Source organism: Microbulbifer epialgicus, from assembly GCF_041447265.1.
Lineage (GTDB): Bacteria > Pseudomonadota > Gammaproteobacteria > Pseudomonadales > Cellvibrionaceae > Microbulbifer > Microbulbifer epialgicus.
In genome coordinates this window covers 14823-31268 of record NZ_JBGMEK010000039.1, presented here as the reverse complement: position 1 = coordinate 31268, position 16446 = coordinate 14823, and the positions used below count along the sequence as shown (strand labels likewise).

The 16446-nt window shown below is 49.7% G+C and carries 13 protein-coding genes; 7 read left to right on the top strand and 6 right to left on the bottom strand.

What is annotated here, in order from left to right; all coding sequences use genetic code 11:
- Positions 1 to 57: 57 nt before the first annotated feature.
- The 3 genes from ACCI49_RS15780 to ACCI49_RS15770 all read right to left on the bottom strand — a co-directional run bounded on the left by ACCI49_RS15780 (position 58) and on the right by ACCI49_RS15770 (position 4027).
- Positions 58 to 1119 (bottom strand): sugar phosphate isomerase/epimerase family protein, encoded by a 1062-nt coding sequence (locus tag ACCI49_RS15780; protein WP_371840039.1) that lies wholly within the window; start codon positions 1117 to 1119, stop codon positions 58 to 60.
- Positions 1120 to 1318: 199 nt separating this feature from the next.
- The gene (locus tag ACCI49_RS15775; RefSeq protein ID WP_371840038.1) at positions 1319 to 2488 is read right to left on the bottom strand and encodes a Gfo/Idh/MocA family protein; all 1170 of its coding nucleotides are present in this window, start codon (positions 2486 to 2488) and stop codon (positions 1319 to 1321) included.
- Between the two features lie 282 nt (positions 2489 to 2770).
- Entirely contained in the window at positions 2771 to 4027 is a 1257-nt protein-coding gene (locus tag ACCI49_RS15770; protein WP_371840037.1) for an FAD-dependent oxidoreductase, read from the bottom strand.
- Positions 4028 to 4405: 378 nt separating this feature from the next.
- Here ACCI49_RS15770 and ACCI49_RS15765 point away from each other — a divergent pair, with 378 nt between their 5' ends.
- The 7 genes from ACCI49_RS15765 to arsJ all read left to right on the top strand — a co-directional run bounded on the left by ACCI49_RS15765 (position 4406) and on the right by arsJ (position 12597).
- Positions 4406 to 5962, top strand: coding sequence for a linalool dehydratase/isomerase domain-containing protein (locus tag ACCI49_RS15765; protein ID WP_371840036.1), 1557 nt, complete (start codon positions 4406 to 4408; stop codon positions 5960 to 5962).
- Positions 5963 to 6303: 341 nt separating this feature from the next.
- Positions 6304 to 8403, top strand: coding sequence for a carboxy terminal-processing peptidase (locus tag ACCI49_RS15760; RefSeq protein ID WP_371840035.1), 2100 nt, complete (start codon positions 6304 to 6306; stop codon positions 8401 to 8403).
- Positions 8404 to 8495: 92 nt separating this feature from the next.
- Positions 8496 to 9311, top strand: a complete 816-nt coding sequence (gene xthA, locus ACCI49_RS15755) for an exodeoxyribonuclease III (protein WP_371840034.1) — start codon at positions 8496 to 8498, stop codon at positions 9309 to 9311.
- 102 nt (positions 9312 to 9413) lie between these two features.
- Positions 9414 to 9833 carry an arsenate reductase ArsC gene (locus tag ACCI49_RS15750; protein WP_371840033.1) on the top strand — a complete coding sequence of 140 codons (420 nt, stop codon included), beginning with the start codon at positions 9414 to 9416 and terminating at the stop codon, positions 9831 to 9833.
- A 16-nt stretch (positions 9834 to 9849) separates the two neighbouring features.
- Entirely contained in the window at positions 9850 to 10194 is a 345-nt protein-coding gene (locus ACCI49_RS15745) for a metalloregulator ArsR/SmtB family transcription factor (RefSeq protein ID WP_371840032.1), read from the top strand.
- 86 nt (positions 10195 to 10280) lie between these two features.
- Positions 10281 to 11303: an ArsJ-associated glyceraldehyde-3-phosphate dehydrogenase gene (locus ACCI49_RS15740; RefSeq protein WP_371840031.1), complete on the top strand. Its 1023-nt coding sequence runs from the start codon at positions 10281 to 10283 to the stop codon at positions 11301 to 11303.
- Between the two features lie 37 nt (positions 11304 to 11340).
- On the top strand, positions 11341 to 12597 hold the full coding sequence (arsJ, locus tag ACCI49_RS15735; RefSeq protein WP_371840030.1) for an organoarsenical effux MFS transporter ArsJ: 1257 nt from the start codon (positions 11341 to 11343) through the stop codon (positions 12595 to 12597).
- Between the two features lie 477 nt (positions 12598 to 13074).
- Here the strand turns inward: arsJ and ACCI49_RS15730 are convergent, their stop codons facing one another.
- The 3 genes from ACCI49_RS15730 to ACCI49_RS15720 form a co-directional block, all read right to left on the bottom strand.
- Positions 13075 to 13497, bottom strand: coding sequence for a hypothetical protein (locus ACCI49_RS15730; RefSeq protein WP_371840029.1), 423 nt, complete (start codon positions 13495 to 13497; stop codon positions 13075 to 13077).
- 146 nt (positions 13498 to 13643) lie between these two features.
- On the bottom strand, positions 13644 to 14933 hold the full coding sequence (locus ACCI49_RS15725) for a DSD1 family PLP-dependent enzyme (protein WP_371840028.1): 1290 nt from the start codon (positions 14931 to 14933) through the stop codon (positions 13644 to 13646).
- Positions 14934 to 15052: 119 nt separating this feature from the next.
- Positions 15053 to 16444 (bottom strand): D-arabinono-1,4-lactone oxidase, encoded by a 1392-nt coding sequence (locus tag ACCI49_RS15720; RefSeq protein ID WP_371840027.1) that lies wholly within the window; start codon positions 16442 to 16444, stop codon positions 15053 to 15055.
- Positions 16445 to 16446: the final 2 nt, after the last annotated feature.

The following is a 16446-nucleotide window of genomic DNA, read 5'->3' as shown; positions in this document are numbered from 1 at the left end:
ATTGTTATTGGTTATGGACTGGCATTATTCTCGGCTTCACGAAACTAATTATCAGGGCTAGTCCAGGCCAAGAATCCGACGATTCCTGGCGCGATCCGTTTGCCCCCCAGCAAAATCATCAAATGCCTTTTCCGCAACTGTGATCAGGTGGTCCCGAATAAAGGGTGCCCCCTCGCTCGCTCCCTGTTGCTGATCCTTAATACAACACTCCCATTCCAGAACCGCCCAGCGGTCAAAGCCGTACTGAGTTAAGCGGCTAAAGATGCCTCGGAAGTCCACCTGGCCATCACCAAGGGAGCGGAAACGTCCGGGACGATCAATCCAGGAGGCATAGCCACCATACACGCCCGCCCGGCCGTTAGGGTGAAACTCTGCATCCTTTACATGAAACGCTTTGATGCGCTCATGGTAAATATCAATAAATGCTAGGTAGTCCATCCTCTGCAATAACAGGTGGCTGGGATCGTAGAGGATATTGGCCCTGGGGTGGCCTTCCACTTCATGAAGAAATCGCTCGAAGGTCAGTCCGTCGTGAAGGTCTTCACCTGGATGCAATTCGTAGCAAACATCAACGCCCGCTGTATCAAAAGCATCCAATATCGGTCGCCACAGTCGCCCTAACTCACTAAAGCCCTCTTCCACTAGCATTGCTGGGCGCTGAGGCCACGGGTAGAAGGTATGCCAAAGCAGAGCCCCTGAAAATGTCGCATGGGATTTCAGTTTCAGATTTGCGCTGGCACGAGCCGCCTGGATAAGCTGCCCCCTCGCCCAGGCTGCGCGCTCCTGCCCATTGCCTCGTAGCCCTTCTGGCGCAAAAACATCCAACATATCTTTATAAGCCGGATGGGCAGCAACCAGCTGGCCCTGCAAGTGAGTGGATAACTCGGTAATTTCCACTCCAGCGTTCTCACAAATTCCCATTAGGTCATCGCAATATGCTTGGCTGCTCGCTGCCAACTCCAGATCGAATATACGCTTGTCCCAAGTGGGCACCTGTATACCTTTATAACCGAGATTTGCCGCCCAATTGGCCATGGACTCAAACGAGACGGCCTCTTCGGCCGATGGCAGGAATTGAGCGAGAAATATTCCGGGCCCCTGAATTCTGGGTGCCTTCATTATTGTTATCCTTTTTTGCTGCTGTACTTAATTACCTAACAATCAAGTGGTCCTCCTAACCAGCTCGTTTGTATCTCTTGAAAATTTCTACCATTTCAAGATTTCCCCGGCACAAGGCCAGCAGCGGTACTTCCCATTACCGCATTATCCATCCAGCGCCTAGCCCACTGAAAGACTAAAACAAATTACTTTTTGCCCACTATTCCCAATAGGGAGTCAGTGACACCCAGGAAGAACCCTTGCGGCTGCTCTCCAAGGCTCCACGCACAAATGCCATACCGCGCACTCCAGCCTGGATATCTCCAACACAAGAGTCCTGCTCAGTTGATTGGCCATCCCAGCGACAGCGAACTGATTGGGCGAAATCGCGATAAATATTGGCAAAGGCCTCAATGTAGCCTTCCGGGTGCCCCTGCGGCGTACGGCAGCGGGAACGGACTTTATCTTCCAGGTAGTCACAATCTGCACCAGCACGATAAATATCTATTGGCTGTCCCCGGCGTTTAACCTGAAGCTCATTGGGAGATTCCTGCTCCCAAAACAATGAACCTTGTTCACAGTACACGCTGATATTCAGATTGTTGCCCTCCCCCCCACAGACTTGACTTGCGGTAAGAGTGCCTCGGGCACCATTTTCTAGCTTGAACAGTGCTGCACCATCATCATCCAATGCTCGTGCCTCAACTATGGATCCGAGATCGGCACAAACATCCGTAATTCGCTGGCCAGTTACGTATTCAACCAAATGGTGCGCGTGGGTACCAATATCCGCAAAACACCCACTCTCTCCCGAACGCGCTGGGTCCGTTCTCCAACTGGCCTGCTTGCTACCCGCGGAATCTCCGGATAATGCCAACCACCCTTGGGGGTAAGCAACGGTTACTCGCCTGACTGGACCAAGGTCACCGCGATTCAACATCTCCCGCGCTTGCAAAACCATCGGGTAAGCGGCATATGTGTGGGTCAGGCCATAAATTTTTCCAGACCTGAAAACTTCACGTTGCAGTTCAATAACTTCCTCAAGCGTTCCAGCCGCCGGTTTGTCTGAAAGCACATGAAAACCACCTTCAAGGGCCGCGATGGAAACTGGCAGATGCAGGTCATTGGGGGTCACCACAACCACGAACTCCATCCTCTTCTCAGGGCTGAGAACGGATTCCTCTATGATCATTTGTTGATAGCTTGGGTAAATTCTGTCTGCAGCCAACCCCAGCTTCTCACCACTGGTTCGCCCCCGCTCTGGATTACTGCTAAAACATCCTGCGACAAGTTCAATTTCACCGTCGAGGGCGGCTGCCATCCGGTGGATAGCTCCGATGAAGGCCCCATCTCCACCACCGACCATGCCCATTCTTATTTTTCTACTCATACAAACTTCTCAAGAATCCGCCCCAGTTTATTTTCCCGGAATAGCGGCCAGGTTCTTATTCGTTTTCTTTCAGTGGCAATTATCTGCGCCCCTGATCTGTAACAGTATTAACCGGTTACCCCTAATGTAACCGGTTACATTAGGGGTAACCATACAGAAATTACGCCTAGATACAACCTATTTATTGTTGGTTTGACGTATTTTTCATCTTCTATGCAGGAAAGTCAGGTGGGGCTGAGTATTTATCTGCAAGTTGAATTGTTCACAATTGACCTTCAACTACTAATTTCGATAGCCCATTTGTTGGGCGAAATCCTCCCAGGGTTGCCAGCTTAAGTCCTCAGACTGCCATTTATTCTGGAGCATATGGCCCTTGCCCGCATGTGGAAACAGGTCACTTTCTCCTCCAGGCTGCGGGTGTTTGCTTTTTAACCTTGCTCGAACCCACTTCCCTGTATCATTGGCCGCATCCACTGCCAAACCCCAGTGATTAGGCCAAACCGCTAAAAAATTTTGCCAGCCGAAATCCTCCAAGTGATATGGAGTAGGATAATCCAGTTGAATAAGGGGGGGGCCTTCAGGGCCTGGGGCGTCGGTTTTCCAGCCCGCATAGACACTCCAGTCGCAATCTTCCGCCCAACGCTCAAAATCACCCATCACACTGGACAGTCGATCAAATGATGCGCAAACCAAATCCTTTTCTATTTCAGGTGGGATACGCACGTCGACAATCCCCGCCCTGATTTTTGGAGTTTCCGGATTCAAGGTGAGAATCCAGAGCCCCTCCCCAGTTTCCAGAGGGTGGTACATCACTATAAGGTCCATCAGGAAAGCGGATACAGGTGGGACCTCCATTCCGCGGGCAAGGAGCATATGCAACGGCCTCACCAGCTGGGTATTCTGTACTAGCGCTGCATCTACTCCCAACTGCTCTAGTACTGTGGTATTGCCTGCACCACAGGCGGATATCACCAACTCAGGTACTATTTCACAGGCTTGTCCATTCACGTCCAGGGTCGTACGTTCTATTACTGAGTCGCCGCACTGGAATGACGCTACTCGTCCACGGTAAATTTGCTGGCGTAGAGGGTCTGCGACACTGCGGTAAGCCTCCGCCCCATCAAATACAATATCATCGGCGAACCTAAAACTGCGGTGGCTGGGTAGACCCCCGGCGTCAAAGGGCTGCGGCAGGGGAACCTCTTCAAATGGGATACCGGCTCCACGCCAATTGCCTTCGATAGAGCTGAGAAACTCTAGGGGTAGCGCGGCATGAAAGTCAGTGGTTCGACTGTTGACCCTCATATTAGCCAAGTCCTGGTGCCAGCGCTGCGCAGCAATCCGGTAGATCTCAGCAGCGCGGGGATTGGCCGCATTCCACCCCGAGGAAAAGTAACCGTGGAAATGCAGGGATTCCGCATTGCTGAGGTCATCATCTACCAGTATTACCGAATATTCTGGTATCAACTCCCGCATCAGGGTTACACCCTGAATGCCGCCACCAAGAATCAGCACATCTATCGGAGTTGTTTTTGACATGAGCGTATCCATGCGAATTGAGAGGGGCTCGTCAGAGAAGCTTACAGCCGGTAAATAGTAGTCAGACTAACTCTTGTCAATCTGATTGAGCCATGACAGAAGCGCAACAAAATATTGGTCAACTCAAACCTATTATAAGAGCGCGCTTAAAACTCAAGATTGTCATAACTAAGCATCTACTCATCTAAACTGCTTTTTTACGCCTGGGAACACTCCCTCACGCACAGCCAGTAGCTAACAATTTACTTTAACTCCAAATATATATAAGTATCAATAACTTATAAAAATTTATTAAAGTACAGTCTAGATAAATGTAGATGGAGCTTTACAGGGGCTAGACTGATTGCACCTATGCCGCATCGTGCCGGAGCTGAACTTATGCCCTTGCAACAAACTGAATCACTCCCCAAGTTGAGCGCCAATCAGTTAGGGCTAATTCAGCACCTGGTACGAATTGCTCATCAGCTACCCGGTGACTGGAGTTTTATGGGGGCATTGGAGCCAGGTCAGGAGGGAGGTGACAGCTATCGCTATCAGTTGAACGCGATAGTCTGTGCTCTTGCCAGCGCCCAATACCATTGGACACCGGCATACCGGGAGCTATACCAGAAAGCCATTCAGCAATTGATTCAGAAGATGCTCCGCTTTGATGTGTGGGGCTATTGGGAGTTGACCAGTAGAGGAGGCATTTTATGTGATCCGGAACAAGAGGAATTGAGTAATGGTTGGGTAGACCCGGTGATCCATAAAAATGTGATGTACAGCGGTCCCCTACTCAATATGCTGTATCTGTACGAAATGCTCTATCGAGATGGAAAATACCACGACCAAAAGGCAATTTGTTTCGAATATCATCCTCTGTTTCGTGGTATGGGCTCCCAGGATTTCAACTACAGCCAGGAGCAAATCCTCGACGCAGCCCTAAAAGACTTAAAGTGCAACGATTTTCTGGGGTGCGAAAGCGAACCCAACCTAATATCCCCTTTCTGCAATCAGTACCTGTTACTGGCACTGATGCTACACGATAAAATCCATGGCACTTTGATATCACCAGAAATCATGAAACGCCATAAAAGTGCCTGGGTACACAAGACCGGACTGTACAAAAAAAGCGCAGATGACCTGAAGCTGCTGCCGCTTATGTATATGGTGCGACAGGAGCTTCCAGTAATTGATAGCTCCTCGGCCAGCGCCCTGGCGGTTACCATGCACCCCTGGAATCGCGAGTATGCGGAATACCTTTATATGGAGATCGTGGAATCTACGGTAAAGGACTTTACAGACAAAAGTAAGAGGGTGGATGTTAAAGTGGAGCTAGACTTGCTGCAAAACCAGTCCGGTTATCCAGACCCTGCGCGAATGGGCATCAGCATCTTTGGCTTTACCTTGTTGGCAGTCAGTGAGATGGGAGATAAAGATACCCTGGGAGGATTGCTGCAATTTGTTGAAGAGCACTTTTCCCCTACACGAGAACATGGCCACCTATATTATCGCCGGTGTGACGACCTTAGCTCAGCATCCTACGCGACCCGCCTATCCACAAATGGACTAATTCCCTGGGCCCAACTAAACCCCCGGGATGGCCTGTGGCAGATATATAATCGGCCATGGGATCAGGAACAACTCGCAGCTCCTGAAGTGACCGGCATTAATTATCCTTCCGTTCTGGTCACTCAGGCTCGCTATGACTCAGTGGCCAAGTGCATAAAACTGGCCTTTCAGCCGGGCGAAACCCCGCCGCCCCGTGTTGAATTTACTATTCAAAGGTGGCCATCCAGGGTTGCACTGCTTTCTCTTGCTGGAGAGAACTCACCCATCAGGCTAGACAACAATATCGACCATCAAACCAAATCACTCCATGTAGATTTGCCGTTCACAGGCCCTCTAGAAATGACTATTGATACCAGAGCAGATACAGTGATGCCTGGGAATTAAGTCACTTGGATCAATGGTTTCGGTTAGCTGCCCTACCGTATGCACATTGAGCTGACTATTTGGTCAAGCTTTTCATCCCGAGCCCGTATGGGCATGGCGCCGGACAGTTCCTGATGATGACTATACATATCTGCTGTCCCGAATTGAGAAAAAATACCCTATTCAACAATAAAAAAGGAAATCCATTTTGCTAAATATGGCGGATTAGGGAAGGATCTATCTCTGATTGGAGGTATTTCATGCCCTTCGGAGCTTTCAGCCTTTATACTTGTCCTAAGCTATAGGTCGCCGAGCCATAACGGTCGGCCTCCTATGAAGTAGGACGTATAAAGAGACTCCCTATGCTTACCAATCGGATCGCCGCACTATTTTCCGGCTTCTTGGTCATTGGCCTGCTTTCCACAACCGCTCTGGCAGATGCCGAGCGCCTGGCCCCAGAAAAGGACCAGGGCAGCACTGCCAGAGAGATAGTCAGCAAACTCGAAATGCTGCACTACAACAAAATCAAGGTCGGAGACGAAATGTCAGAAGACCTTTGGAACGAATATATTGATGCTCTAGACCCCACCAAGAGCTACTTCCTGGCCTCAGATATCAATGAGTTCCGAGAGTGGCAAACCAGGATGGACGACCAGCTACGCGCTGGCGAGGTGAAGGCGGGCTTTGAGATATACAACCGCTTCCGCCTGCGCATGGGTGACCGTCTAAATAACATCCTCTCCCAGTTGGAGAAAGGGCTGCCCAATTTTGACTTCACCCGCGATGAATCCCTGGAACTCGACCGCGAGAAAAGTGCGTGGCCGACTTCCATTAGCGCTGCCGACGACCTGTGGCGCAAACGCCTGAAAAGCAGCGTCCTAAACCTACGCCTCACCGGCAAGACCGATGAGGAGATCCGCGACCTTCTGGAGCGCCGTTACAAAGGCCAAAAGAAACGCTTGGAGCAGCAAAATAGTGACGATGTGTTTGAGCTCTATATGAACTCTTTGACACGCCTCTATGATCCGCATAGTAACTACCTGTCACCGCGCTCACTGGAAAACTTCAATATGAGTATGTCCCTATCCCTGGAGGGGATCGGCGCAGTTCTGCAAGGAGATGAGGAATACACTAAAGTCGCCCGCCTGGTTGCTGGTGGCCCCGCTGATCGCACTGGCAAGCTAAAGCCCAACGATAAGATCGTGGGTGTTGGCCAGGACAAAGAAGGTGAAATGGTCGACGTTGTGGGCTGGCGCCTTGACGATGTGGTAGACCTGATTCGTGGCAAGGCCGGTACCTATGTGCGCCTTGAAACTATCCCTACCGGCGGTGACGGTACCCACAAGACCATTCTGATTAAACGCAGTAAAGTGAAGCTGGAGGATCAGGCTGCCAAGAAAGCGGTATTCGAGTTCTCCGATGGCAAAAAGAACTATAAGATCGGCGTGATTAATCTGCCGACCTTTTATATAGACTTCGATGCCTATCGCCGTCGCGACCCCAACTACAAAAGTACTACCCGTGACGTAGCCAAGTTGTTGAGCGAGTTGAAAGAAGAGAATGTCGACGGCATTATCCTGGACCTACGCAATAACGGCGGTGGCTCCCTGCAAGAGGCCACGATGCTCACTGACCTCTTTATCGACCAAGGCCCGGTAGTACAGATTCGTCATGCCAACGAGCAGATTTCACGGCACAACCGCTCGCGCTCGCGCGCAATGTATCGCGGTCCACTGATGGTATTGATCAACCGCCTGTCAGCCTCTGCTTCTGAGATTTTTGCTGGCGCCATCCAGGACTACAACCGTGGCTTGGTAGTGGGTAACCAGACTTTCGGTAAAGGTACTGTACAGACTATGGCGCCACTTAAGGAAGGCCAACTGAAGATCACCCAATCCAAGTTCTACCGAGTATCCGGTGACAGCACCCAGCACGCTGGCGTGAAACCAGATATCCCCATGCCGCAGCTGATTGACGCGGAGAGTGTTGGTGAAAGTGCCTACGATACCGCCCTGCCTTGGGACCGTATTCATGCCGTGCCCCACGCCAAGTACTTTAACTTGAAGACGCTGATTCCGAACCTGATTACCAAGCATAACAAGCGCACTGCATCCGACCCGGATTTCATCTTCCTGCGCGACCAGTTTCAGTTTGAGAGCGAGCGCGCCGACAAGAAGTACCTTTCTCTCAATGAAGTGATGCGCGAGCAGGAGCGTGAAAACGTGAACCAGAGACTGCTCTCCATGGAAAACCGCCGCCGCAATGCCAAAGGTCTAGAACCCTATAAAGACTTCGAGGCCTATGAAGAGAGTGAATCTGAAGATGTTGCCACTATCGGCGGCCCAGTAGAAATCAAACTGGAAAAAGATCCAATCTTGAACGAAGCCGGCTATATAATGGCGGACTTTATAGGACTGGCTGAAAAGGCCAGCAAGGCCCCGCCACAAGTCGCGAATTTTTAAAATTTGACGGATTCTGGGGCGCTACACGCACCCAGACCGCGAACCAACACTTAGGTCGGGCAAGCCCGACCTTTTTTATTTTGGGGGAAGAAATGAAAGTCGTTTCCTTTAACGTCAACAGTATTCGTACTCGCCTGCACCAAATGCAGGCCCTGGTAGATAATCACAAACCCGACATTATCGGCCTGCAGGAAACCAAAGTAACCGATGAGGACTTTCCAGTAGATGCCATTCGAGACCTGGGCTACGAGCTTATCTATTTTGGCCAGAAAACCCACTACGGTGTCGCCCTACTCTCGCGCCTGCCATTTATCGATCGCGAGTACGGCTTTCCTACCGATGACGACAGCGCCCAGCGACGTATGGTGATGGGCAGGTTCGATATTGGCGGCCCGGCGCCTCTCACGGTGATCAACGGCTATTTTCCACAAGGTGAGAACCGTGAGCACCCGGTAAAGTTTCCCGCCAAGAAGAAATACTATGCAGACTTGGACACATACCTCCGGACCACCTGCAAACCGGAGGCACCTGTGTTGGTGATTGGAGATATGAATATCTCCCCGAGTGATCTCGATATCGGTATTGGCGAACCCAATCGCAAGCGCTGGTTGAGAGATGGAAAATGCAGCTTCCTGCCCGAAGAGCGTGAATGGCTGCAGAAAATCGAGGGTTGGGGTTTGATGGACACTTTCCGCACCCTCAACCCAGAAACTGACGATGTATTTAGCTGGTTCGACTATCGCAGCCGTGGATTTGACCGCGATCCCAAACGCGGCCTACGTATTGACCTGATCATGGCCAGTGGCCCGCTGATGGAAAAGTGTATCGGTACCGGAGTGGACTACGAAATACGCGCTATGGAACGACCTTCCGACCACGCGCCAGTCTGGGCGGAGTTCAAGCTTTAATCACTCTATATAACCGGGATCAGCACCCGGTTTTTGCCCCCTTTGAATATATGATTTTCCATATATAATAAAAAGAGGTGTAAAGCCGGCTGGAGCACCGCAGTGAAAAAGCGCGTACTGTTTGTCTGTACTGGGAATTCAGCCCGCTCGATTATCGCGGAAGCCCTACTTCGCTACCACGGGGGTAACTTGTTTGAAGTAGCCAGCGCGGGGACAAGCCCGGAGCCACTAGATATTCGGGCTATGAGGGCGCTACGGCGCTTTGGTATCCCAATCAAGGGGCTCTATTCCAAGAGCTTGAACGAGGTCTCCGACCGGTACTTTGACTTGGTGATTACACTGTGCGACAAAAGCCATAAGGAATATGTGCCCTCACCGGGTCACGGTAAGGTAATCGCATGGGACTTTGAAGACCCGGCCAAACGCCATTGTTTCAGGCCCTTTTACACAACAGTCATGGAATTAGCCACTCGCATTAAACTGTTTGTTCTCGTGCAGAAAAAAGCCGCTAAAGCGGCATAGAGATTTTGGGGGAGCCTTGAACCCAGTAAAATTTTACAAGTGCCTGGCCGATGATACCCGCCTGCGCACTCTTTTATTGATCGCTCACGAAGGTGAACTTTGCGTGTGTGAACTGACTGCCGCACTAAACTTCAGTCAACCAAAAATCTCCCGGCACCTGTCCTTGCTGCGCAGTGCAGATCTTCTACAAGATCGGCGTCAAGGACAATGGGTTTTCTATCGCATTAACCCCAGACTGGACGACTGGGCAAAAACTATTCTTCACAACACCCTGCAGGCGAATCACCATTTTATCGCAAAGGATCTGCACAACCTGATCCAGATGGGCGGAAGGCCTGAGCGCGCAAGCTTGTGTTGTTGATGTCCAGAATAGTAATCATTTAGCTGTAAAACTTTCCCTGTATATATGTGTTTTTCCATATATACAGGGATACCAGGAGAAAAAAGATGACTATAAAAGTCGGAATCAATGGGTTTGGTCGTATCGGGCGCCTTGTATTACGTGCAGCCTGGGATTGGCCAGAAATCGAGTTTATCCAGATTAACGATCCCGCAGGTGATGCCCACACTTTGGCTCACCTCCTAAATTTTGACTCAGTCCATGGGCGCTGGCACCACAATGCCGAATCTAAAGGTCAATTTATAGACATCGAGGATCAGCAGGTCGCATATAGTGGCAATACCGCAATCTCCGATACCGATTGGAGTCACTGTGATCTCGTTATCGAAGCCTCAGGAAAAATGAAATCCACTGCACTCCTGCAAGCGTACCTCGAACAAGGCGTTAAACGAGTTCTTGTCTCTGCTCCAGTGAAAGAAGCTGGCGTTCCCAATATTGTATTGGGGGTGAACCAGCATATCTACGATCCGGACAAGCATTCGATCGCCACCGCCGCCTCCTGCACTACTAACTGTCTTGCCCCTGTTGTAAAAGTGATTCATGAAAATCTGGGTATCAAGCATGGTTCTATCACGACCATTCACGACATCACCAACACCCAGACTATCCTCGATGCCCCCCATACCGACTTGCGTCGCGCTAGAGCCTGCGGGACCAGCCTGATTCCCACTACAACGGGGTCGACCACGGCAATTGCAGCGATTTTCCCTGAACTGACCGGCAAGTTAAACGGCCACGCCGTGCGGGTACCCATCGCCAACGCCTCCTTAACAGACTGTGTTTTTGAAGTTGAACGCCACACCACCGCCGAAGAGGTCAACCAATTACTAAAAACAGCTGCCGAAGGAGAATTGAAAGACATTTTAGGTTATGAAGATCGCCCGCTGGTATCAGTGGATTACAAGACTGATCCGCGCTCCAGCATTGTCGATGCGCTCTCCACCATGGTGATCAATGGCACTCAGGTCAAAATTTATACCTGGTATGACAATGAGTGGGGCTATGCCAATCGCACAGCGGAACTGGCACGTATCATCGGTACCATGGATCAGGAAAAGGTATCGCGTTGAAAACCAACTTTTGACTCGGTAGTAAAGAATAATTTCGATGCAGTTTTTCCCCAGGCTTCCCTCACCGATCCGCCAGTATCTTTTGATAACTGGAAATTATTGGTCCTTCACCCTGACTGATGGTGCACTGCGAATGCTGGTGCTGATGCACTTTCATACCCTGGGTTACACTCCAATGGAAATTGCCGGGCTTTTTCTCTTTTATGAGTTTTTTGGAGTTATCACCAATCTACTGGGTGGCTGGCTCGGAGCCCGCCTTGGACTCAATCGCACTATGAACGCTGGCTTGGCGCTACAAATCATCGCACTAGTGATGCTACTTCTCCCTTTGAGCCTAACGGTGCCCTGGGTAATGGGGGCGCAGGCACTTTCCGGTATCGCCAAGGACCTGAATAAGATGAGCGCTAAAAGTGCTATCAAATTACTTCTGCCAGCCCATGCACAAGGCACTTTATATCGCTGGGTCGCTCTACTCACTGGCTCCAAAAATGCCCTAAAAGGACTTGGGTTTTTCCTGGGCGGTATCCTGTTGGCATTATTGGAATTTCGCGGAGCAATACTATTGATGGCGACAGCTTTGGCAGTGATCTGGCTACTGAGTAGTATGTTTCTACGACAAGACCTAGGCAAAGCCAAAACAAAGAGCCACTTTCGGGACATTTTCTCCAAGAGCCGTGCTGTCAATGTGTTGGCAGCAGCACGGTTGTTTTTATTTGCCTCCCGCGATGTATGGTTTGTTATCGCTCTACCCATATTCCTGGCAAGCCAGTTTGGCTGGGATTACTGGCAAGTGGGGGCCTTTTTGGCAATCTGGGTAATCGGCTATGGTGTCGTGCAAGCCTTAGCTCCGAAGATTACCGCCAGTATATCCGCAGCAATACCAGATGGCAGGACAGCTCTTTTCTGGGCTACTTCATTGGCGCTAATCCCAGCCCTGATCGCCGTAGCCTTACAATCAGGAATCTCCCCCTTGCTCGCCACACTAATGGGGTTATTGGTGTTTGCGGTTGTATTCGCAATCAACTCCTCAATACACAGTTACCTGATTGTCTTTTATGCACGTGAGGATGGTGCTTCAATGGATGTGGGCTTCTACTACATGGCAAATGCCATGGGGCGCCTTTTGGGAACCTTGCTATCTGGCTGGGTATACCAAGCAGCGGGAATGGCAGCTTGCCTACTAATATCTTCTATTTTCCTATTTGCGACGGCATTGATATCTCTGGCACTACCAAAACAAGTGGCAGGAAGCAGCCCCGAAATAAACACAGTTAACGCCAAATTCCCAAAATAAACAACTGACACTTGCCCACCAAGAACTCTAGCGAGCCCAATAATTTAACACTTACTAAAAAGGGGGAAGGCAAGAATACACTGCGCTCGGGACCCTATGAGGCATGGATGCCGATTACGAGCTTACGGGGATGTATTCACAGCGGGTCTCGAGTGCGGTGTATTCTTTCCTTCTGACCCAGTAGCATCTTTGTTGGGTATTTATTTGGAATACTATTTTATCAACTGACTGTTCAACAAGTTGCCGACTGTCATTCCCATTAAAAAATATACCTCAGAAGCCTACTATTGCTTTTGTTTAGCCCTAGTTCCCAGAAATGATAAGTGTTGGCCAATTAAACATTGCACTTCGAATTGTGTGCTGTTGACCCATGACCCACAAGATTCCCACCGTTATCGAAAGCAATTGTTCAGCAATCCTGCGGGCAGAATAATCTCATATATCAAAGGCCTCCTGCAGTTTAGAAAAAATGTATAATCAAACAAGGTAGCGAATTGCGAGAAGCCCATTTAGACAGGTCATTATAAAGTCAGTAACAAATATAAACCTAATAACACCTTTAACCTGCCAGGCGCCCCCACCACTACGATTCTGAATTACTACAGGAACATTAAAAAAGAACTGAGAACCATGAGCAACAGCAAACACGAATAACAATATAGCTCTCTGGCTATCAGTGGCGAAAGCAGACAGGTTAAACAAAAGCAACAAGTTAAACAGTGAAAATGCGAGATTAAAACCCCCTAGAAATTTGCCAGATTCAGCCAGAATATCAAATACCGGAGTATCCCTCTGATCTCTTGGCACTAGGAGTTTCGCAAAGATTTTACTGCGCAACGAGAACACATTGAATCCCATTGCGAACCAAATCATATTAAGTATTAGCACTACCTCAAACATCAAATTACTACTCCCTCTTATTTTTATTGTAAATATTTTTAAAACAATTATTGGTTATTCGCTACCTACCTTCAATAAAGGTGAATTTCCCTCCGTCTATCCACTGCCAGATATAATTAGTTTCTATACGTACCCAGCAGCCCCAGTTAGGAATTCCTCAATACCGGCCACTTATCTACTATTTCACCCTGGTCATATACCGCTATATCGCCAAACTGGAGAAATACAGATTCACTTTGGGTCGGCCTCAAAAATATCCAATCATCCTCACTCAGGGCAACGTCTCTCGAAGCGTTCAACATCTCCTGATTAGTAGAGCGACCGTAAATAGGATTGATCGACAGGCCTTCAGGTGATTCTGGCGTTGCCTTCCAATAACCGCCAGAGATAAAGAAAGCTTGGGCTCGATTAGGGTTTAGCCAGCGCATGGCCCCAGTCAGGCCCTCAATACCGGGGATCTGGGTTTGAGACAGCTTCTTTAACACTGGGCTGGCAATAAATGCAGCCGCAGTGTGATCCACCAGTGTCGGAATATCAAAATCTTTGGGTTTTACCAAACAAGAGCCTGCAGCCAATTCTGTGCAAGGGGCACTATCTACGTGGGATTTGTATAGCTGGTAGGTCGGACTTCCGGCAGCATTCAATATGGGACTCCTTGGAAACTCATTGCCTAATTGCTGCTTGGCTTGCTCCAACCGCCGGGAATAAATCGCCAACCCACTCTCTATGGCCTTCTCAGGTCCTCCGAGAATAGCGGGCATTTTCGCTGCATGAGCGTCATAGCCCATAAAACCAGCCAGTTCCAGTTTGGGCTCATGCTGTATGATTGTGAGCATTTTGGCGAGCGTCTGGCTGTCAGTAACACCACCACGGTGTAACCCCACATCCAGCTCAATATTAATGCGCAATGTTGTCCCTAGACTATTTGCCAGGTCAGCGTACTGTTGTAACCTACGCGGGTTGTCAATCAGCCACTGGAGCTGCTTAGTGGGATCAAAGCCTCTATAGGAAAGGTTTCCGTAAAAACTTTTGCAGGCAGCTACCGGTAGGGGCTTTCCGAGCAGGATATCAGCTATAGGCCGAGCTTCAACCAACTGCTGTAGAAACGGCAGATGGAATACCATTATCTTTTCGGTGCCAGTTTGTTTGGCTATAGTGTCTAACAATCCCAACGCCGGCAGGGACTTGGCAACGATACGGTAATCGTAGTTACCCCGCAGATGCCCAGAAAGGACATCGGCATTGGCTTTTAAGCGTGCGAGATCCACCACCATGGTCGGACCTGAAAAACCCGCATTATGGAGTGCTTTGGAAAGCCCCTGGAAATACTCGCTATGGCCGCCCTGCCCCAGAGCCCGTGGCCGCAATAATGGTAATGTGGCTACGGCCCCCAAGGCTACCCCACCCAGCAGCAATTTTCGGCGCTTGCTATCCATAGTATCTTTCTTCTCTGTAGACAACATCGAACAAACTTAATCGCTCAATGCAAATGGCGCTAATCCTTGACTCTACTTTTGCAAGGAATGGTAAGTGGCATTGCAGAGAGTGTTGTTACTTAACCAACCAGTCTTTTAAGGTAGCTGTTAAGAAATTTGCCCTTGGGGTCCAAATCCCGACGCACTTCAATAAAGTCTTGCCAATGAGGATAGAGGCTTACAAAGTCCTCCCTACCCAGGGTATTGAGTTTGCCCCAATGTGGCCGACCACCATACTTGCGCATAATGGGCTCCAGTGCCCGAAACAGAGGTTCGTGATCCTCTTCAAAGTAGCGATGAACTGCAATTGATACAGAGTCCTGTTTAAAAAATGGACTCAACCAAATATCGTCCCCTTTAACAAAGCGCACCTCGATCGGGAAGAATACATCGAGATTATTTTCTTCTATAGTATGGCGAATCTCGGCAAATGCGGCCAAGCCAGCCTCTCTGGGCAGATGGTACTCCATCTCATTGAAGCGAACATTGCGCTCACTAGCGTAGTTACGCCAGGATGACTCCACTACCACTTCCTTCTCAATATCCTTCATTGCCGATTGCAGGGCAAACTCGCGCAATTTCGGTGACCACCCCAACCAATCCTTTACCCTTTTAAGCGTCATTACTGCTTCATTGGTATCTTCCCGCTCAGTGGAAAAAATTTCCTCATCCGTTAGCTGGTGGGTATCCGCCATGCACATGCCGGAGAAAGGGATATAGTAGAACTCAAAGTTGCGATTGGTATTTGCCAATGCCTCTGCCTGCTCCTGAATCTCTTCCACCGGGGCCACCCAGGATTCCCTACGCAGACGATAGCTTGGTTGATTTTGCATTCGCACTTTGGTGATCAAGCCCAAGCTACCCAGAGAGACTTTTGCTGCTGAAAACACTGCTGTATTTTGCTGGGCGTCACACCAAATGGTATCCCCTTTTGCTGTTACCAATTCCAATCCGGTAACGTTACTGGACATGCACCCCAATCCAGCCCCGGTTCCATGGGTTGCTGTTGCCAGGCAGCCCCCCAGTGTCTGCTCGTCAATATCTGGCTGATTGATCAAAGCCTGCCCTACTTCTTCGAGAGGCTGGCCAAGGTCGGCTATACGAGTACCGGCAAAGACTGTAGCCTGGTGACTATTAGCATCATGATCAGCAATGCCGTTAATTCGACCGAGTGAAATAATCGTGTCATCAGTAGGCACCAGCGCTGTAAAAGAATGAGCAGCGCCTACTGCGCGTACGGTGCCGGTTGCCTCAGCCACGACCTGCTGCAACTCAGTAACATCCTTCGGGGCGAGGCGCTTGCTGGGTAAACACTGCTGGGAACCAGACCAATTTCGCCATGGAACCACTCTATGCTTATTTTGGCCTGCGGCCTGCATCATGGTTCGTGCAATGGTTGAAATCGGAGCTGCCGCGAGCGCGGCTGACCCTGCTGCTACAGTAGTGATAAAGCGACGACGAGAGTGAACCATGC